General features: G+C 27.7%; 16 protein-coding genes. 4 read left to right on the top strand and 12 right to left on the bottom strand.

Features of this window, described 5'->3' with window-relative positions; genetic code table 11:
• Positions 1 to 305: 305 nt before the first annotated feature.
• The gene (locus tag H8S10_RS01925; RefSeq protein ID WP_055266310.1) at positions 306 to 701 is read right to left on the bottom strand and encodes a hypothetical protein; all 396 of its coding nucleotides are present in this window, start codon (positions 699 to 701) and stop codon (positions 306 to 308) included.
• Positions 702 to 1,067: 366 nt separating this feature from the next.
• Positions 1,068 to 2,417 carry an MATE family efflux transporter gene (locus tag H8S10_RS01930; protein ID WP_186837766.1) on the bottom strand — a complete coding sequence of 450 codons (1,350 nt, stop codon included), beginning with the start codon at positions 2,415 to 2,417 and terminating at the stop codon, positions 1,068 to 1,070.
• 202 nt (positions 2,418 to 2,619) lie between these two features.
• Between H8S10_RS01930 and H8S10_RS01935 the strand changes: the two genes are divergently transcribed.
• Complete coding sequence (locus H8S10_RS01935; protein WP_186837767.1) at positions 2,620 to 3,204, top strand: hypothetical protein; 585 nt, start codon at positions 2,620 to 2,622, stop codon at positions 3,202 to 3,204.
• A 102-nt stretch (positions 3,205 to 3,306) separates the two neighbouring features.
• On the opposite strand, the gene H8S10_RS01940 is transcribed toward H8S10_RS01935, so the two are convergent.
• The 3 genes from H8S10_RS01940 to H8S10_RS01950 form a co-directional block, all read right to left on the bottom strand.
• Complete coding sequence (locus tag H8S10_RS01940) at positions 3,307 to 3,741, bottom strand: GatB/YqeY domain-containing protein (RefSeq protein WP_186837768.1); 435 nt, start codon at positions 3,739 to 3,741, stop codon at positions 3,307 to 3,309.
• Between the two features lie 180 nt (positions 3,742 to 3,921).
• Positions 3,922 to 4,419: a DUF1836 domain-containing protein gene (locus H8S10_RS01945; RefSeq protein ID WP_186837769.1), complete on the bottom strand. Its 498-nt coding sequence runs from the start codon at positions 4,417 to 4,419 to the stop codon at positions 3,922 to 3,924.
• 19 nt (positions 4,420 to 4,438) lie between these two features.
• Positions 4,439 to 5,290, bottom strand: a complete 852-nt coding sequence (locus H8S10_RS01950) for a DegV family protein (RefSeq protein ID WP_186837770.1) — start codon at positions 5,288 to 5,290, stop codon at positions 4,439 to 4,441.
• 237 nt (positions 5,291 to 5,527) lie between these two features.
• On the opposite strand from H8S10_RS01950, the gene H8S10_RS01955 reads away from it, so the two are divergent.
• Positions 5,528 to 6,448: a DUF362 domain-containing protein gene (locus tag H8S10_RS01955; protein WP_341380552.1), complete on the top strand. Its 921-nt coding sequence runs from the start codon at positions 5,528 to 5,530 to the stop codon at positions 6,446 to 6,448.
• A 64-nt stretch (positions 6,449 to 6,512) separates the two neighbouring features.
• On the opposite strand, the gene H8S10_RS01960 is transcribed toward H8S10_RS01955, so the two are convergent.
• The 4 genes from H8S10_RS01960 to H8S10_RS01975 all read right to left on the bottom strand — a co-directional run bounded on the left by H8S10_RS01960 (position 6,513) and on the right by H8S10_RS01975 (position 13,220).
• A complete protein-coding gene (locus H8S10_RS01960) occupies positions 6,513 to 7,967 on the bottom strand; it encodes a 6-phospho-beta-glucosidase (RefSeq protein WP_055266324.1) in 1,455 nt (484 codons plus the stop codon).
• A 263-nt stretch (positions 7,968 to 8,230) separates the two neighbouring features.
• Positions 8,231 to 8,977: a DeoR/GlpR family DNA-binding transcription regulator gene (locus H8S10_RS01965; RefSeq protein WP_055266326.1), complete on the bottom strand. Its 747-nt coding sequence runs from the start codon at positions 8,975 to 8,977 to the stop codon at positions 8,231 to 8,233.
• A gap of 121 nt (positions 8,978 to 9,098) precedes the next feature.
• Positions 9,099 to 9,983, bottom strand: coding sequence for a potassium channel family protein (locus H8S10_RS01970; protein WP_186837771.1), 885 nt, complete (start codon positions 9,981 to 9,983; stop codon positions 9,099 to 9,101).
• Between the two features lie 57 nt (positions 9,984 to 10,040).
• The gene (locus H8S10_RS01975; protein ID WP_186837772.1) at positions 10,041 to 13,220 is read right to left on the bottom strand and encodes a two-component regulator propeller domain-containing protein; all 3,180 of its coding nucleotides are present in this window, start codon (positions 13,218 to 13,220) and stop codon (positions 10,041 to 10,043) included.
• A 212-nt stretch (positions 13,221 to 13,432) separates the two neighbouring features.
• Between H8S10_RS01975 and H8S10_RS01980 the strand changes: the two genes are divergently transcribed.
• Both H8S10_RS01980 and H8S10_RS01985 read left to right on the top strand, forming a co-directional pair.
• A complete protein-coding gene (locus tag H8S10_RS01980; RefSeq protein WP_186837773.1) occupies positions 13,433 to 14,167 on the top strand; it encodes a 3'-5' exonuclease in 735 nt (244 codons plus the stop codon).
• A gap of 211 nt (positions 14,168 to 14,378) precedes the next feature.
• The gene (locus tag H8S10_RS01985) at positions 14,379 to 16,049 is read left to right on the top strand and encodes an ammonium transporter (protein ID WP_186837774.1); all 1,671 of its coding nucleotides are present in this window, start codon (positions 14,379 to 14,381) and stop codon (positions 16,047 to 16,049) included.
• A 314-nt stretch (positions 16,050 to 16,363) separates the two neighbouring features.
• Here H8S10_RS01985 and H8S10_RS01990 read toward each other — a convergent pair whose 3' ends face one another.
• The 3 genes from H8S10_RS01990 to H8S10_RS02000 all read right to left on the bottom strand — a co-directional run bounded on the left by H8S10_RS01990 (position 16,364) and on the right by H8S10_RS02000 (position 19,387).
• Positions 16,364 to 17,515: a hypothetical protein gene (locus H8S10_RS01990; RefSeq protein ID WP_186837775.1), complete on the bottom strand. Its 1,152-nt coding sequence runs from the start codon at positions 17,513 to 17,515 to the stop codon at positions 16,364 to 16,366.
• A gap of 127 nt (positions 17,516 to 17,642) precedes the next feature.
• A complete protein-coding gene (locus H8S10_RS01995; RefSeq protein WP_055266336.1) occupies positions 17,643 to 18,107 on the bottom strand; it encodes a hypothetical protein in 465 nt (154 codons plus the stop codon).
• A 167-nt stretch (positions 18,108 to 18,274) separates the two neighbouring features.
• Positions 18,275 to 19,387, bottom strand: coding sequence for an endonuclease/exonuclease/phosphatase family protein (locus H8S10_RS02000; protein WP_186837776.1), 1,113 nt, complete (start codon positions 19,385 to 19,387; stop codon positions 18,275 to 18,277).
• Positions 19,388 to 19,416: the final 29 nt, after the last annotated feature.

Below are 19,416 nucleotides of genomic sequence, written 5' to 3' on the forward strand. Positions count from 1 at the left end.
TGTTAATAAAAAGGAAGATAAGATTTGTTCTCTAAGCAAGCTTAAACGAGCTAGTTAGCTCTTTAACAACCTAATATTTTACATTTTATTATCCTCATAGGGATAGTCTGCCCTTTTTTAGGTCACTTTATTACTAATAATCCTAATTTTCCTATTTTTTCATCTCTAATTAATATTCACTTTTTAAAAGATCAATTATGCTCATCTCTAAATACTATTAATTAAATAAATACCTTTCATTTAATAATAGGGATATCTCAATAACGATATCCCATTATAATATTTAAAAATAATTAATTATTTAATTAATCATCAAAATCTGGGCATTGAAGATAATTTCCAAATACTTCAAAACTAAAAGTTCCATTAAAACAATAAGGAACCCATACTACTACATCTTCGAATGGAATGGTAACGTCATCATAACAACCAGAATCAGCTTCATCTACATACTCATCTACATCAATAGATTTTCCTGCTATTCCAACTAATGATGTTGTACCACCATTTGGTGTAAAATATATTCTTACAAATATACCAAATCTAGAATCTACACAAACATTATTTAATGTTACATTAAAGTCAATTAATGATACTTGTGTATCAGGAGTAATTGTTCCTGCATCATATACAACACTTGTATCACAAGGGCAAGTATTACAGTTAATTGTAGCAGCTACTTCCTTAATAATTAAATCCATATTTTTATCCTCCGTCATAAAAAATATATTTTTCATATACTACAAACTATTAATCCATTTACATTTTTGTTACACATCGTAATAATATTTATTATATTTTTTACAATTATTTTTAATTATTAGTTACTTAGAAAAAGTTCAGTATGAAATTCTTCTTCTAGAAAAATCAAATTATCTTTTTTCCATTACAATATATTCCCCTTTGTAATCATCACTTTTAACAGAAATCTCTCGATTTATCCTATGAGCATAAACATCTAAACTTTCCTATATAAGAAAAGAAGCGTATTTATAGTTTTATCCATAAATACGCTAATATTTTAAATTCATTTGTAATTATGCTACTTTAAGATTTCCATATTAAATCTAAACTCTCAAAACATTTTTCTTACTTCTTTTATTACTTTCAACAAATATTATATAAACTAATATTATCAACGTAATTAATTCGGCTAAGGGTAATGATAAGAAAACTCCAGTAACTCCAATAAAAGGTGGTAAAATTAATGTAAATAAAAATTGAAATACAAATCCTCTTCCTATAGAAATTATATTTGCATATACATTTTTACCTATAGCTTGAAAATATCCACTCATTGTAAAAATTGTTCCTATTATAGGACTTCCAATACAATAAATTAATATCTTATCATAAGCAAAATCTAAGCTTTCACTACCTATTCCAAATATAGAAATCATCTCTCTACCATAAAATACTATACTAGTATAAACAAGAACTCCTCCAATAACGCAAATAACGATAGTTATGTATAATAATTTTTTCATTCGCTCTAATTTATTTGCACCATAATGATATCCTATTAAAGGTTGTAATCCTTGAGCAATTCCCATACATGTATTTACTAGAAAACAATTTATATATGTTGCAACAGTATAAATTGCTACATCGACTGTATTTCCATAAGCAAACATAGTCCTATTTTGTACTAAAAGTATAATTCCATAAGATAGTTGTACTGCAAAACTTACAAACCCTATCTTTAATATTTTCTTTAAATTTCTTAAATCTATTTTAAAATATTCTTTTTTTATTTTTATATTTGACTTTCCTTTTAAGAAATGTAATAAAGATATCACCATTGATATAAAAATACTTGCACTAGTTGCTAAAGCTGCACCTTTTACTCCATATCCAAGCTTCATAACAAATAGCCAATCTAATATTATATTAGCAATTGCACCTACCCCAATCATTATCATTGATAAATCAGGTCTTCCCCCAGTTCTTACAATAGGATTTAATGCTGTTGAAAATATATACGGTATAGAAATAATGAAAATTATTGTATAATAATCTCTTGCATAACCTATTGTATCTGCCGTAGCACCCAACATTTTTATTATAGGCTCTCTAAATATAAGCCCTAAAATCATTACTATACTTCCAATTATAATAATTGACTTAATAGCTGTACCTAAGCATTTTTCAGCTTTTTCTTTATGTCCTCTTCCCATATGAATAGCTATAATACTACTTGTCCCAATTCCTATCATTAAGCCAATACCTACAACTAAAGTTACAGCAGGCCAAGCAATATTTACTCCTGCAAGTCCAGCTTCTCCAACTCCTTGTCCTACAAAAATACCATCAACCATTGTATATATAGTATTTAATACAATTCCAACCATAGAAGCTACTACAAACTTTGACCATACCTTAAATATATTCATATTTAAAACTTCATTTATATCCATTTTTTCTCCTTTGCATGTATATAATATTAAAGCATTTACTTTAATTATTAACTTTTTTCCTTTAAATCCTCGCCTATTATATCACTATATTTATAAAATTTGTATACATATTTTTATCAATAAAAAAAGCTATATTTTCTTAGGAATATACTTATAAAATTTAAGCAAACTATAAATATATTATTTAAGGAGGTTTTGTAAAATGAAAAATATTAAACTCATTTCAGCTTTATTAGTAGCTATGCTTTTATTAACATTTGTAAGTTGTGGCAATAATACAGCTAAAAATAACTCTAATAGCAATTCACAAAATACTACTGAAAATACTTCTACTACTCCAACAACTAAAGAAGAGTATCAAAACTATTTAACAGAAAGATACAACTATTACTTTGGTGATTCTAATTTATATGATAATTATGATATATATGCAGAAGATTTTACTTTTAATGGAACAAATGAAGAATTCCTAACTGTCTATAATAATTCTTATGTTGAATTAAAAGCAAACTTAGAAAACTTTAAAGCTGATTTAAACAACTTTGTGAAAAAAGGAACTCCAGAAGTTGATAAGCTAAATGCAGAAGTTATTACAGATATAGATAAAGCTATCCTTTCTGTTGATGATTATACTTCAGGATTTGCAGAAAAAACTAAGGATTATGCAACTTTAGGCAAAGATGAAGTTGTTAAAGGTCTTAGAACTATAGGAAAATCTTCTCATGATGCTATGGATGATTTAAAGAACTTAATTGATGATGCAAAAGAAAAATTAGGAATAAGCTAATATTTTAATATAATATGTCTTAAATATATTTTCTCATATATATGCAAAAAAGACTGTTTCAAAATTAATCTATATAACTTTGAAACAGTCTTTATTTTTATTTTATAGTAACCCTTTTACCATTGGATTAATTTTAGATCTATCAAACTTACCAGCTATCATAGGCATTATTTCTTTCATAATTTTCCCCATATCCTTAGCTGTATAATTTCCATTAGCTATTATTTCTTTTAACATTTCAGTAACTTCTTCTTCAGATAATTGCTTTGGAAGGTATGGTGTTAATACTTCTAACGCAAAATTTCCTTCTTGAATTTTTTCTTCATTATTTGCTTGCTTCGCATACTCTAAAGCTTCTTTAGTTTGTTTTATACTCTTCTCAATTATTTTAATAACATTTTCATCTGAAATATCTTCCCTATTATTAACTTCATAAGCTTTAATTTCAGCACTAACCATTCTTAAAACATTTACTCTCGCCTTATCTCTTGCTTTCATTGCTGCTATTTCATCTTTTTTTAATTGTTCTTTTAACATACTATTTAATCTCCTATTCTATATATTAAATTGATATTTAAATACTACTCTTCCTTGTTTATTATTATATACCAATATAATGAAATAATAAACTTCTGATTATAATAATATTATTTTCTAATTATAATAATATAAAATCCGCAATTTTTACATTACGGATTTATATCTAAAGCTAATATTTTATTTGTTTTCCATATCAATTAACTGCTTTTGTATATATAATTTATGAGCAACTGCCATAACTGTAGATCTTACCATTTCACTTTCTCGTGTAGTTACTGATGCAGAACTAGGATAAGAAAAATCTCTAGTAAAAAAGATAGCCTCTATAGCCTTTTCTACTTCTGTACAGAAATAATCATAGGCAGTGTCTATAGGACAACTCTCTATTTGTAAATTTATAAGATTACATATATCTTGTAAACTAAATACCTGCTTTAATATACAAACTACAATTAAATATGCTAGATGCTTCTCATTATATTTTTTATCCTTTGGAGGTGATACCACCTTCTGCTTAACATAATTATTAAGCATAGTTGGTGTTAACACTTTTTCATTTGTACTAACATTTATTGATTTAGCCACATCTTCTAAATATGTAATTACCTGATCTTTATATAAAGGAACACGTGGTAACTCATTGAATCTTGGCAAATGAAATTTAGAACCTTCCATTAGTCCCTCCTAAACTTTTCTATTTTAATACTTCATGTTTTCTAATATATTGAATTGCTACACACCCTGGACCACCTTGTGTTGTGAATGCAGGTCCTAAAAGTTTAACTTCAATATCAGCATTTTCTATATTCCCTAGAATAATCTTTTTTGCTTCTTCTGCTAGCTCTTCTTTGCAAGCATGTGTTATGTAAATTTTGCAATCTGAATCAACTTTATCTTCTATCATTTCTTCACAAATTCTTTGTATTGCTCTTTTAAAAGTACGCTTAGTAGTAAATTTAACTAAAGATTTTTTATCTTCTGCAAGAGTCATTACAGGAACAAGTTTGATTAATCCACCAATCTTACCTACTAATGGTGATAATCTTCCACCTCTAACTAAATAATCAAAGTCATTAGGTATTAGAAATGATTTTGACTTATCTAGAGTTTCATTTATCTCTTCAACTATTTTCTTAGCTTCTATTCCATTTTGAGCTAAAGTCGTAGCTAAATCAACTAAATATCTTTGAGGCCCACATAAAGTTTGCGAATTTATTACATGAATACGTTCTGGATTTTCATCCATATTTCTTGCCATGCATGCTGAATTATATGTACCTGATAATCCATCAGCCATTGAAATATTAATTATCTCATCTTGCGGATATTTACTATATATTTCTAACACTTCTCCTATTGATGGTTGAGAAGATGATGGTATATGTCCTTCATTAATTATATCTATAAATTCTTCTGTCTGAATATCTTCATATTCTTTATATGTATTATTATTAATAGTTACTGAAAGTGGAGCAATTTCAATCCCTTTAGCTTGTCCATCTTTTTTTGAGTAAAGTGATGATGAGTCTGATACTATTCTAATCATAAATTCTTTCTCCATTCATTTTATATTGCATTCTAAGTAATTTTGTCTATCAATCTAATTTATCTAGTTTTAAAAACTATTTGTTTTAGATTACCACCCTAAAACCATTTTGTCAATAACCTTTACATTTTCTTCACGCTTTCTCCATATAAGTTTTAAAATAATTTTTCTTATTATTAATTTTTACTTTAATTACTATACAGAATGGAAATAATAAATATTAAATTTACTTTAGAGGTGATTATATTGAGAGTACGAAAAAACTTAAATTCTACAGTTGCTATAACTCAAAATTCTAATGAATCTTTAGCTATAAAAGAAGGCTTAAACCTTCTTAATATTTCTTCCATGATAAAAAATGATGATGTTGTTGTAATAACTCCTAATTTTGTTAATAAAGGCGGTGTTGGATATGGTGATGTAGTTGGTCCTGAAAGCTTAAGAGAACTAATAAAAATCGTTAAGTCTTGCAACCCTAAAAAAGTTGTAGTTGCAACAGCATCTGCTGAAAAAGATATTGAATCCGTAATGAACGATATAGGTTATACAGATGTTATAAAATCAGAAAATGTAGAATTCATCAACTTAAACTATGGACCTTTTATAAGTGTTCCATTAAATCATAGCGGTCCGACTTCAACATCATTAAATAAGCTATACGAAGAAATGACCTTTCTAATTTCCTTTACACAACTTAAAATTCATGAAGAAGCTACTATGTCTGCATCTATAAAAAATATAGCTATGGGATGGCCATCTTGTGAAGAACATGGGTATCCTAAGAAAAACTTAGGAATCCATAAAGATTTACATGGCTTTATAACTGCTATGCTTGAAAAGTTCACTATAGATTTATCGATAGTTAGTGCAAATCCTGCAATGATAGGAACTGGTCCTCATAATGGAATTGGAAATCATACTGGAATTGTTCTATGTGGTACTGACCCTGTTGCTACAGATACTATTGGTGCTAGGTTATTAGGTTTTAAGCCTCAAGCTATAAATTATTTATACTCATCTATAAATAAAGGTCTAGGGTGTGGCGAAGTTACTCTTGAAAGTAATTCCCCTATAAAAATCTTAGGAATGAATTTACTTGATGCAGAAAAACATTTTAATAAATGTGCTTATGGAAAAGAATTTTCTGTTGATAAATAAAATAATTAATACAAAAATAGCAATAGACGTAATGTATCTATTGCTATTTTATATTAATTATATTTTATAGTTCTTCACCATTTGTAGCTATTACATTTTTATACCAGTAGAAACTCTTCTTTCTTGATCTATTTAAAGTACCAGTTCCATCATTATTCTTATCAACATAGATGAATCCATATCTCTTCTTCATTTCACCAGTACCAGCTGATACAAGATCAATACATCCCCATGGAGTATATCCCCATAATTCAACACCATCAGCAATAGCTTCCTTCATTTGCTCGATATGAGCTTTTAAGTAATTAATTCTGTAATCATCATTTATTGATCCATCAGCTTCAACTGTATCAACAGCTCCTAATCCATTTTCAACAATCATCATTGGAATTTGGTATCTGTTATAAATTTGATTTAAAGTAGTTCTTAAACCTACAGGGTCAATTTGCCATCCCCAATCACTTGCTTCTAAGTAAGGATTCTTTAATCCCATTGAAAGATTTCCACCAGTAGTTTCAACATTTGGATCTTTACTTACACAGTTAGTCATATAGTAGCTAAATGTATAGAAATCAACACATCCATTTTTAAGAGTTTCTAAATCTCCTTCTTCCATCTTGATTTCAATGTTATTTTCTCTGAAGTAACGCTTAGCAAATCCTGAGTATGCCCCTCTAACTTGAACATCACCACATAAGAAGTTAGAGAACTCTTCGCTTTGTTGAGCTAATAATACATCTTCTGGATTACAAGTATATGGATATTGCTTACCGTAAGCTATCATACACCCAATTTTAAAGTCTGGGTTTATAGAATGTCCTAATTGAACTGCTTTAGCACTTGCAACAAATTGGTGATGTAAAGCTTGGAAACATTCTTGCTTATGTCCTGCCGCTTCTGGCCCAAACTTTAATTCTCTTATATCATCAAACATTACTCCAGCACCCATAAATGCAGCAGCTGCACCGTGAGTTAATATGTTAATTTCATTAAATGTTAACCAGTACTTAACTGTATCTTTATATCTGTTAAATATAGTTTCACAATATCTTAAATAACAATCTATAGTTCTTCTATCTTCCCATGCATTCCATTTCTTTGTTAAACCAAATGGTGTTTCATAGTGAGAAATAGTTACTAATGGTTCTATATTATATTTCTTTAATTCAGCAAAAACATCATCATAGAATTTTAAACCTTCTTCATTTGGTTCTAATTCATCACCGTTAGGGAATATTCTTGTCCAGTTCATAGACATTCTAAAAGTTTTGAATCCCATTTCTGCAAAAAGAGCTATATCTTCCTTATATCTATGATAAAAATCGATTGCCTCATGGCTTGGATAATAAGTTCCTTCTTCTAATTCAGGAGTAATTCTTCTTGCTACAGTGTGAGTTCCACCTGTCATAACATCAGATGTACTTAACCCCTTTCCACCTTCTCTATATCCACCTTCAAATTGGTTAGCTGCAGTAGCTCCACCCCATAAGAAATTTTCTGGGAATTTAATATTACTCATAAGTACCCTCCATTATTCTAATTTTATTCTTAAAATATTTCATTTTCTTCTTTGAGTAAATTATAAATCACCTTTTGAACATTAGTCAATTTATTTTGTTCATATAATGACCAATTTTCATTTTTTGAAAATTATCTTTCTTTATTTATTTCATTAATTTATAAAAAAATAAAGCCAGTTAAAACCGACTTTAAAAGTAATCTATATCTATCTTTTTAATTTTCTTCTATCAATAAGGTTTATATTATCAAAATTATATTTAATTAATCACAATATATAATATCAATTTTAGAATCTTCAAATTCAACCTCAGAATTTGTAATTACAGTAGCTTCTGAAAACTCTCCATAAGTATAAAATTTTCTCTTATTAAACTTTGATGTATCTGCAAGAACAAAACATTTCTCGGCAGAGCTAATCACAGCTCTTTTAACTTCTCCGTCACTAAGTAATTGTGTTGTAAATCCGCTTTTAGAATCTATTCCCATCGTTCCTAAAAATGCTATATCAAAATTCATCACATTTATCTTACTTACTATGTCCTCACCTATAATTAAGTTTAATTCCGGTTTTGCATATCCCCCTAATATATAAGTATTAATACCTTTTGCCATAAGCTTCTGAATATGTAGTATCCCATTAGTTACAACTGTTATATTCTTTGCATTTATATAATCTATCATATAATAACAAGTTGAGCCTGAATCTATAAATATTACATCATTATCTTTAATAAGCTTCGCTGCTACTTTAGCTATTTCTATCTTTTCTTCTTTTTTATATTTGAATATTTCTGATAAACTTACCCATTCAAGATTATCATCATTTTTTTCAATAATCTCTGCTCCCCCACGAGTTCTCTTTATATGACCTCTATCCTCCATTGCTATCAAGTCACGCCTTAATGTTGATCTAGAAATCTCAAACTTCTCCATCATTTCTTCAACAGTAGCAAATTTTTTAACCTTTAAATATTCTAATATTTCTATCCATCTATCTATAAGCACCACATCAATCACCTATATACCATTATTTTTAAAATTATTCATTATATGAACAAATATTAACACTTGTTAATTTTTATGTCAACAAATTTAACAAGTGTTAAACTACTCTACTGATTTATTTATTCTAATTTTCACTATTATCTTTATATGATAAAATTGTACTTAAGAATATTGTTAAACATATTACACTAGTTATAGATATAATTATACTTATAATTTTCGCTCCTATAGTCAATGGAGTTATATCTCCATATCCTATAGTTGTAAAAGTAATTACAGTATAATAAAATAAATCAAATGCATTTGGAGAATTACTAAAAGCACCTGGCTCTGCTCCATTTATAAAACATACTCCTAAGAATAAATTAAGAACTATTAACCCAACCATAAGTATTGCTGCAACTATAATCCTACTATAAGAAGTTTCTTCTTCATGCTTACTTTTTATATTATAAGGATTTCTTATAAGTTGTATAAGTACCTTCATATTTAACACATAAGATACTGTAATCCCTATTAATCCTAATACATATGTACTCTCAAATTCTTCTGGTGATAATAATAAGGCAGTAAAATAAGTACTTATAATAAAATAACTTAGAAGTAAATCTACTTTAACATTCTTATTTTCCACGCCATATATAAACTTATGGATTTTAATTGTAATAAGCAATATATATCCCATAGAATAATGTATTACTATTAATGATACTATAATAATCCCTATTTTTATTAGTAAATCCACTGTACTTGTCATGTAAGTATCCATATATCTAATTACACTTGTAGAAATAGATATTGCTATAAATATCTCTGCTGCTATTATTAATATTATCTGAACACTTCTTCTTAATTTAGACTTTTCCTTAAACAACTGAATATAGGTAGTATTTATTTCTTTCATTATTTTATTTAAAACTGTAAAAATTCTCTTATTATTTTTTGCATTTCTAACCCCAATCACTACTAAAAGTAAAAACGTCGAAATGACTATAAATAATTTCCCCATTATTTCACCTACTTTAAAAGTATCTTAAATCTATATTATTAAAAAATATTTTTTAAACTATACCGGCAATTCTATAATAAAGGAACTTCCTTCTCCAACTTTGCTTTCTACATAAATTGTACCTTTATGTAAAGTTACTATCTGCTTTGTTATTGTAAGTCCTAAACCACTTCCTCCTTTTACCTCTGCATCAGAATCAACAACTTGGTCAAATCTATTAAATATTAAATCTTTGAACTCATCTGGTATGCCTATTCCTGTATCCTTAACTACTATTCTAACCTTTTCATTCAAATCCTCAATTAATACTGTAATCTCTCCACCTTCTGGTGTAAATTTTGTAGCATTACTAATAAGATTTAGTATACATCTTTCAATATCTTCACCATCACATCTTATAATTTTCTCCTCAACTTCTGGATCTATTATAAGACTTATTCCTTTCTCCTCAATATACTCCTTCATACTTAGTGCAGCTTCTTCTACAAGATATACAATATCTACTTCTTCTTTTTCTATTTTATATTTACCATTCTCCATCTTAGAAATATCGATTAGATTATTAATCAACCTTAAAAGTCTATTATTATTTTTTCTCATAATAGACATATAATAATCTAATTTACTTCTTTCAATATTACCAGATTTATTTAAAGTACTTATAAGCTGTTCTGTGGTATGTAAAACATTTAATGGAGTTCTTAACTCATGAGATAAATTTATAAAATAGCTATTTTTATCTCTCTCTAATTTAATAATCTTATCAAAAAGAGTTTTATTTATTTCCATCTCATCACGTAACTCTTTAGTTCTTCTATCAACTAGAGTATCTAATCTATTTAATTTATTTTTATGTAATTTTATCATTATTATAATTACAATAAGGTAAAAGGCTAATGCTGGATAACTAATTAAAAATGGCATTTTTATTTTGAAACTTAATTCATTACTCTCACTAACAATACCATTACTATTCATAGCTTTTATTTTAAAATTATATTTTCCAGGAGATAGTTCACTAAACAGTACTGTTGTCTTATCCATAGGCATCCAATCATCATCATTAAGACTATAATAATATCTTATATTTTTACTATTTTTATATTCTGGTAAAAAAACTTGAATACCTATATTATTTTGATCATGTGAAAATACTTTTCCATTAATATCTCTAACCTTTATTCCATTTACACGAAATTCATCAAAAACTACATTTTCACTATAATTATTTGATTTTATATCAGCAGGATAAAATGAATTCATTCCATTTATTCCTCCAAAGAAGAATTCTCCTGACTTTGATTTAAAATATGCTCCTCCATTAAATTCATTGCTTTGAAGGCCATCAGTTATATTAAAATTCATGAATTTTTGATTTAAAATATCAAATCTAGATAATCCATTATTAGTTGATAACCATAGATTATCTTCATCATCAATTAATATTCCATAAATAGTATCATTAGGTAATCCATCTTTTGTAGTATAATTAGTAAAGCTATTTGTCTTTTTATCTAGAACACTTAATCCTTCACTTGTTCCTATCCATATATTCCCTTTACCATCTTCTACAATTGTCCTTACAACATTATCTATTAATGAATTCTTATTATTACTATCATACTTGTAGTTAGTAACCTCTTTAGTATATGGATCTATCTTAGTTAATCCTCCATTAACAAAGTTACCTATCCAATATATTCCTTCGCTATCTTGAAAAATATAACCACTATAGTAGTCATCTGTTTCAGCATTTTCTAATATATAAGTTACATTTTCAATTTTATTTGTATCAATATTCATTACAAATATTCCATCGATAGTTCCTATCCAAAGATATCCTTTATCATCAACCCAAAGATTTCTAATATTTATAGTTTCTAAACCTTCTTCTTTTTTTATTATTTTTATACTTTTATTATCTCTATCTATTATATTTAGCCCATTATTTGTTGCCAGGAAAATATAATTCTTATAACCTTTTATAGCATTTACTCTATTTCCACTTATAATTTCATTATCTTCAAAACTAAGAGTTTTTATCTTTTTCCTATCACCATCTAAAATATCAACTCCTTTTGTATGAGTACCTACCCATAAATAGCCATCATTATCTTCATAAATACTTTGAATCATGTTCTCACTAATAGTTGTGCTATCAAAAGGATCATTTTTATAATGAACAATGCTATTAGATGAATCAAACACACTCACTCCAGCATAAGTTCCAGCCCATAGCATTCCAGTCCTATCCTCTATAATTGTAAATACAGTGTCATTAACTAAACTTCTATTATCATAGACCTTATTGTTATATAATATAAACTTATTATAATCATATTTAACTAAACCATTGCTACTACAAATCCATAGATCACCATTACTATCCTTATAAAAATCTCTTATATGTTCTCCTGGATATTTATCTAATCCCCATGAATCTTTATAATAGTTAGTAATCTCTCCAGTTTTTCTGTTTATTCTTGATGCACCTTTTGTAAATGTACCTAACCATATAAATCCATTATCATCACAATACACTTTATAAATACGATTTTCTGCTATGGAGTTTTTCGTATCATCATGATAATATCTTGTTATTTCACCAGTTTCTTTTGATATCATATTTAACCCATTGTCAGTTGCTAGCCAAATATTACCTTCACTATCTTCATCAATCGAATAAATCATTTGACTAGATAAACTATCATCATTAAAAATTCTTTTAAAAGAATCTGTTTTTTCATCGTAAAAATTTAATCCATTAGCTGTAGATACTAATATTTTCCCATTTCTCAAAATCAGTATTTCCCATATATTATAATGAGATAATCCTCCATTTTCTTCTCCCTGTGAATAATTCGTAATAGTTTCTTCATCGGAGCTAATCTTACTGATTCCATTTGCTGTTCCAACCCATATATTACCTTCAAAATCTTCCTTTAAATCAACTATATAATTATTAATAATACTGCTAGGATTACCTTTTTCATGGTTATATACCTTAAAATCATAACCATTATACCTATTTAATCCATTATTAGTACCAAACCAAATATATCCTTTTTTATCTTGTAAAATAGTTTCAACAGTAGCCTGTGATAATCCATCCTCTATAGTTATATTACTAAAACTTATACCATCATAAGCATCACATTTAACTCCTCCAAAACCCAAAATAAAAATAAATATAAATATAAGAGTCTTAGTAGCTTTAATTGATATCTTTTTCGTCATTTTTCTACTCTTTTCTACATTTTTTAAATAATTATACTATATAAAATATTAAATGTCATTATTTTGGAAACTTACTCTTTAATTTCACTTTTATTTATTGTAATATATTACATAGCTTATTAATGTATTTTTGGAATTATTATAAAGTAATATTCCTAATAACAAGTGCAAAACTAATAATATTAATACCATAAGTTCATGTAGGTGAAAAAATGAATTATATAATATTTGACTTAGAATTTAATCAACAACATCCTGATAATAAAACTACTGAAAAATCCCCCCTTATGTTCGAGATAATTCAAATAGGAGCTTTAAAATTGGACAGTAACTTTAACACAATTTCGACCTTCAATTCTTTTATTAAACCAACTGTTCATAAACTTATTCATCCTTACGTAGAAGAATTAACTAATATAAATTATGAGCAAATAAATTCAGCTAAATTTTTTATAGATGTTTACAAAGACTTTATCAATTTTATCGGAACAGAAGATGCAACTTTAGTTTTATGGGGAGTTAATGATATTAAAGAATTAATAAGAAACGCTAATTATTACAAATTATCTTCTGATGCTATTCCCAAAAAATATATAGATATTCAGTGTTACTTATCTAAAGCATTAAAATATTCAAAAGGTAGAAAAATTGGTTTAAAGGTAGCTACAGAACAGCTTGAAATACCTATAGAATCTGAATTTCACAATGCGTTTAATGATGCTTACTACACAGCTGAAGTCTTTAAAAAAATTTACAACAAAAGAATGAAACCTCAATTATATATTTACACTGATAATAAGAGAGAAAAACATACAAAAACTAGTATTGATACTTCAGCTTTAATAAATCAATTTGAAAAAATGTATAATAGAAATATTACTGATGAAGAAAAGGATATGATTAAATTAGCATATATGATGGGTAAAACTAATCAGTTTAACAAATAAATTTTATAATTTTTTTAAAAAAACACTTCCTTTTCCCAATATCTTGTAATATAATAATTAGCATAAAAAGCAAAGGCGCTTTGAACTAAAATAGTTCAAAGTGCCTTTTTATTTTATAAATTTAATAGCTATCACAATGGAGTGAATTTTACTTTGCATAGTCAGTAAAATTCACTCTATTTTTATAACAATAAAAAAGGGGGAATTATTTATGTATTCATCACTTGACACAATTTGGACTTTATTTGGGGCTGTATTAGTATTTTTCATGCAAGCAGGTTTTGCTATGGTTGAGACAGGCTTTACTAGAGCAAAAAATGCAGGAAATATAATCATGAAAAACTTAATGGATTTTGCTATTGGAACTGTAGTTTTTTGGTTTATTGGATTTGGCCTTATGTTTGCTGGAGATGGCCCATTAATAGGTAGTTTGGATTTATTTATTAGAGGGGATTATAGTTCTTCACTACCTACTTTTACATTTGTAATATTCCAAACTGTATTCTGTGCAACTGCAGCTACAATAGTTTCTGGAGCAATGGCAGAAAGAACAAAATTCTCTGCTTACTGTATTTATAGTTTAATTATTAGTGCGCTTATATACCCTATTTCTGGCCACTGGATTTGGGGTGGTGGATTCTTATCACAAATGGGATTTCATGATTTTGCTGGTTCCACTGCTGTTCATATGGTAGGTGGTATAGCTGCATTAGTTGGTGCTAAAATTCTTGGACCTCGTATAGGTAAATATTCTAAAGATGGGAAAGCTCATGCAATACCTGGCCATAGCCTTACACTAGGAGCTTTAGGAGTATTTATATTATGGTTCTGTTGGTTTGGATTTAATGGTTGTTCGACTGTTTCAATGACTGGAGATGCAATGCTTTTATCAGCAAGTAACATATTTATGACTACAAATATTGCTGCTGCTTCATCTACAATAGTTGTTATGATAGTTACTTGGATTAAATATAAAAAACCAGATGTTTCTATGACATTAAACGGTTCACTAGCTGGTCTTGTTGCCATAACAGCTGGCTGTGACATGGTATCTCCTAGTGGTGCATTCTTTATTGGAGTTATAGCTGGATTAGTATTAACTTTTGCAGTGGAATTTATTGAGAAAAAACTTAAGATAGATGACCCTGTAGGAGCAATTTCTGTTCATGGTGTATGTGGTGCATTAGGAACAGTTTTAACTGGTTTATTTGCTTTAGATGGTGGATTATTCTACGGTGGTGGATTTAAATTCTTAGGAACTCAAATTCTTGGTGTACTTTGTGTTATTCTTTGGGTTTTAGTTACAATGACAATAGTATTTCTAGTAATAAAGAAAACTGTTGGACTTCGTGTATCAGCTGAAGAAGAAATCTTAGGTCTTGATAAATTTGAACATGGTTTAGAAAGTAGTTATGCTGATTTTATGTTTGTTCCTACTACTACTACAGGTCTTTCTGTTCCTACTACTACTCCTATGAGCACTGTAGACACTATTCCCGTTGTATATAATGGTCCTACTGATGGAAGTAAGATGACTAAAGTTGTTGTAATAACTAACAAAGATAGATTTGATGCTTTAAAGTTAGCATTAGATAATCTTGGAATTACAGGTATGACTGTTACTAATGTACTAGGATACGGTATGCAAAAAGGTTCTACTAACTACTATAGAGGTACTCCTGTAGAAGTTACTTTATTACCTAAGCTTAAAGTTGAAATTGTAATATGTAAAATCCCAGTTGAAACACTAATAAATACTATTAAGAAGGCTTTATATACTGGTAAGATTGGTGATGGAAAAATTTTTGTTTATCCAGTAGAAAATGTAGTTAAAATAAGGACTAACGAAGAAGGATACGATGCTCTTCAAGACGAAGAATAAAAATAAATTGTTCGCGAAGCTCACAGGTGAAAGGTCGACTTCGTCGAAGTTAAAAGGCTACTAGCGTAGCGGGGAAAAGTTAACTTATGTTAAAGCGAAAGGTACTAATGTAGACACTTTTCACTATTGCCATAAGCAATATTTTCACTGTCACGTCAGTGACATTTTCCCCTTTGACGAAGTCAAACTTTTCACCAAAGTGCTTCGCACTTTATTTACATACAAAACTCCATTAATATATCCTCTACAGAAACTCCATGATACTCTTTTTTTAATTTCTTAAATTTATCATTTATTTTCTGTTTAATACCTCCTCAGAATTCAATTGTAAATGGCAAATAGTCATTAATTTCATTTATATACTCTTTTGAGAAGTATTCTTTATTATCAATGATTGCAAATAAAACCATATAGTTGCAATTATTTTTTATTAATTCTTTAAGCTCATTAGGACTTTTACATACAAAACATTTAGCATTATCTACTACATAAATAGTTAAATTTATAAGTTTATTAACTATTTTATCTAAATGATATTTCCCTGCAAGCTGAGACATTATTGTCATATGCTTCTTTTCTTTATCAGCTTTTATATCCTGTAAATCATCACCTAACTGCAATAGAAATCCATAGCCCCAAGCAAACCTTTCTTCTTCCTCACTCATAGTTCCTCTAATAAGATTTCCATCAGCGATCACTGATGCTCCCCCTTTATCAATAGATATACCTAAAATATCTTTTTCATAAGGAATGCTCTCTTCCTCTTGCTGATTAAGACTTAATTTTTGCCCTTCCTGTATAAGTAAAAGACTATCATATACATCATTAAATTTTTCTCTCTTAAATTCTGATTCAATACAGGAAACAAGATTATAAACCTTATCCTCATGTTTATTTAATGGCATAACCTTCTCACCATTAAGTCTTTTAGTAAATCTCTTATTAAAAGAAATCTTTTCTTCTAATCCTATATCAATATTATCTAAATAGTTATCTGTATATGGATACAGCATACTATATCCAAAAACTCCATTATTAAATCTAATCGTTTCTCCAAAGGCTTGTTGTAACATATTCACTATCCATACATTTCTCATTGCTTGTCCTATATCTTCATAAGATAGAGTACTGTCAAAAGACTTAGATGCTTTTATGAAATCTTTTGTTGATTTGATGAAAGCACTTTTCATTTCTTTATCAATAACACCTAATTTAAATATACGTTCAGAAGAAATTATTTTTTCAATATAATCATTCCCCTTTATTCTCCAACTCTCTCTCTTCTTTTCATCTTTAGGAAAGCTTTCAATATACTTTATAATCTTATCTATAAGTACATCAAAATCTTTTTCACGTCTTTGCTTTTCTTCTAAAGTATATTTAGTCATAGTCAACTGTAAATCACAACTACTCTTCCACCATAAATCTCTATAATATAAACTTAACCTTTTATACTTTTCGTTCATTAATATCTACCCCAATACAAATTGCTAACAACTATATTATACATTATATACAATTTATTACATAATTTAAAACGCTAACTTAATAAATAGTTAACGTTCTAATATATTTTAAATATAATATAGATTTTTAATCTTTTGGTCGAGATAGTTCTATTTGTGCTTCCTTAACATGATTTAATCCATTAATAAAATCTTCTCCATTCTCTAAATCTATATAAAGTAAGCAAGATACTGTATCTCCCTTTTCACTAATCCTTGTAGTTATTCTATAGTGATCTTCTAATTTTTTTATATCCATCTTATAAATTAAATCTAAATGAACTACTTCTCCGTTAATATCAACATTATAATCATTCTCTTTAATTGTTAAATCTACATCTTTTTCTGTTCTTCCTTCAGATATATTTCCAAACTTCGTAAATGTATATGATGCTCCATTATAATCAAATCTATTACTCTTTTTTAAATTTTCTAAAATATATTCTCCATCTTCTTTTTCTTTAACTAATTCATTCTCTTCATAAAAATGATACTTTCCAAAGTAATCTAATTTATATGTTCTAAAAATATTACTATTATATTCTTTATCCATAATCTTATCCTCCTAATACCATACGTTAATTATAGTATTTGAGAAAGATAACTATGATATTACGTAATTATTTGTAAATAAGTTCAAAATTAAAAGCTTGGCATTTATAACCAAGCTTTTTTATCATTAATCATCAAGCATAGAGCCAAATTGATATAAAATTTCTACTATTCTAGTATAAAATATAATGCTACTGGATTATGATCAGATGATACAAAGTTAGCATCTAAATTTTCCGCCCTAAAACTTTTTATATTGTCTGATACAATAAATCCATCTATAACTACTGTGTAATTTCCACCTTCTACATAAGGCATATCAGTACTTCTACAAGTAGCAACTTCTTTATAATTATCTGCTATTACAAAAGTAAATCCCTCTTCTAAATCATTATCATCTAACTGATAAACCCATTCTGGAATATTTTGATTACTTTCAAACAACTCTTTTGTATCAGCTATATCATGATTGAAATCTCCGCCGACAATAACATAATTACCTTTTTCATACTCTGCTTCTAATACTTCATTAAGAACCTTTAACTGTTCTTTTCTTATTGCTCCACCCTCGTCATAAGCTGACATATGAGTATTTATTAATACTAATTCTTTTCCATTATCAACAGGAACTCTAGAAAGTAAAAAACATCTATCCAAATCTGTAAACTTAGTAATAAAATCAGTACTTACTGGATATTGCTTTCTTATAGATTCATTTATTCTATATTTACTCATAGTAGTTAATCCAGAATTAACTGAGCCATGTGGCTCTGTAAATGGGTACATTAAAAATGCAGAGTGAAAGTTATTTGCAAAGCTTAAAGAATACTCTGAACCTAATCTCTTTAACATCTCATATTGATTTACATTATAACTACGAGTAGCTTTAGTATCTACTTCTTGGAAAAGATAAAAATCAGCATCTAAATTATCAACAAAATCTATGGAATTATTAGTATTTTCAATTACAACTTCCTTACTCTCTGCTTTAGAATCACTTCCTACAACCTGTGTTCCATCTTTCATCTCTCCGCTATCCATGAAAAATGAAAATTGATGATTATAGGCTCCAAAGCCAATATTATATGTTATTACTGAATGTTCCTCTTTAGCTGTAAGAATTATATCCGATGGATTTTCATCCTCAACTACAACATTATCATCAATCCTATAATATTGAATACTCATATATGCAACATATAAACCAACGATTACAATTATAGCTAAAAATAAAATTCCTATTGCTTTTAAAAAATTTTTTAAATACTTTTGTTTCTTCATATTATTCCCCCATTATCTAAGTTAATAAT

It is taken from the genome of Clostridium sp. NSJ-49, assembly GCF_014287725.1.
GTDB lineage: Bacteria > Bacillota > Clostridia > Clostridiales > Clostridiaceae > Clostridium > Clostridium disporicum_B.

Bases quoted from the DNA above. Each gene is read 5' to 3' on its own strand.
- H8S10_RS01970 (WP_186837771.1), bottom strand. From the start codon at position 9,983: ATGGGGAAATTATTTATAGTCATTTCGACGTTTTTACTTTTAGTAGTG.
- H8S10_RS01960 (WP_055266324.1), bottom strand. From the start codon at position 7,967: ATGAGTAATATTAAATTCCCAGAAAATTTCTTATGGGGTGGAGCTACT.
- H8S10_RS01975 (WP_186837772.1), bottom strand. From the start codon at position 13,220: ATGACGAAAAAGATATCAATTAAAGCTACTAAGACTCTTATATTTATA.
- H8S10_RS01935 (WP_186837767.1), top strand. From the start codon at position 2,620: ATGAAAAATATTAAACTCATTTCAGCTTTATTAGTAGCTATGCTTTTA.
- H8S10_RS02000 (WP_186837776.1), bottom strand. From the start codon at position 19,387: ATGAAGAAACAAAAGTATTTAAAAAATTTTTTAAAAGCAATAGGAATT.
- H8S10_RS01985 (WP_186837774.1), top strand. From the start codon at position 14,379: ATGTATTCATCACTTGACACAATTTGGACTTTATTTGGGGCTGTATTA.
- H8S10_RS01940 (WP_186837768.1), bottom strand. From the start codon at position 3,741: ATGTTAAAAGAACAATTAAAAAAAGATGAAATAGCAGCAATGAAAGCA.
- H8S10_RS01930 (WP_186837766.1), bottom strand. From the start codon at position 2,417: ATGGATATAAATGAAGTTTTAAATATGAATATATTTAAGGTATGGTCA.
- H8S10_RS01995 (WP_055266336.1), bottom strand. From the start codon at position 18,107: ATGGATAAAGAATATAATAGTAATATTTTTAGAACATATAAATTAGAT.
- H8S10_RS01980 (WP_186837773.1), top strand. From the start codon at position 13,433: ATGAATTATATAATATTTGACTTAGAATTTAATCAACAACATCCTGAT.
- H8S10_RS01945 (WP_186837769.1), bottom strand. From the start codon at position 4,419: ATGGAAGGTTCTAAATTTCATTTGCCAAGATTCAATGAGTTACCACGT.
- H8S10_RS01950 (WP_186837770.1), bottom strand. From the start codon at position 5,290: ATGATTAGAATAGTATCAGACTCATCATCACTTTACTCAAAAAAAGAT.
- H8S10_RS01990 (WP_186837775.1), bottom strand. From the start codon at position 17,515: ATGAACGAAAAGTATAAAAGGTTAAGTTTATATTATAGAGATTTATGG.
- H8S10_RS01925 (WP_055266310.1), bottom strand. From the start codon at position 701: ATGGATTTAATTATTAAGGAAGTAGCTGCTACAATTAACTGTAATACT.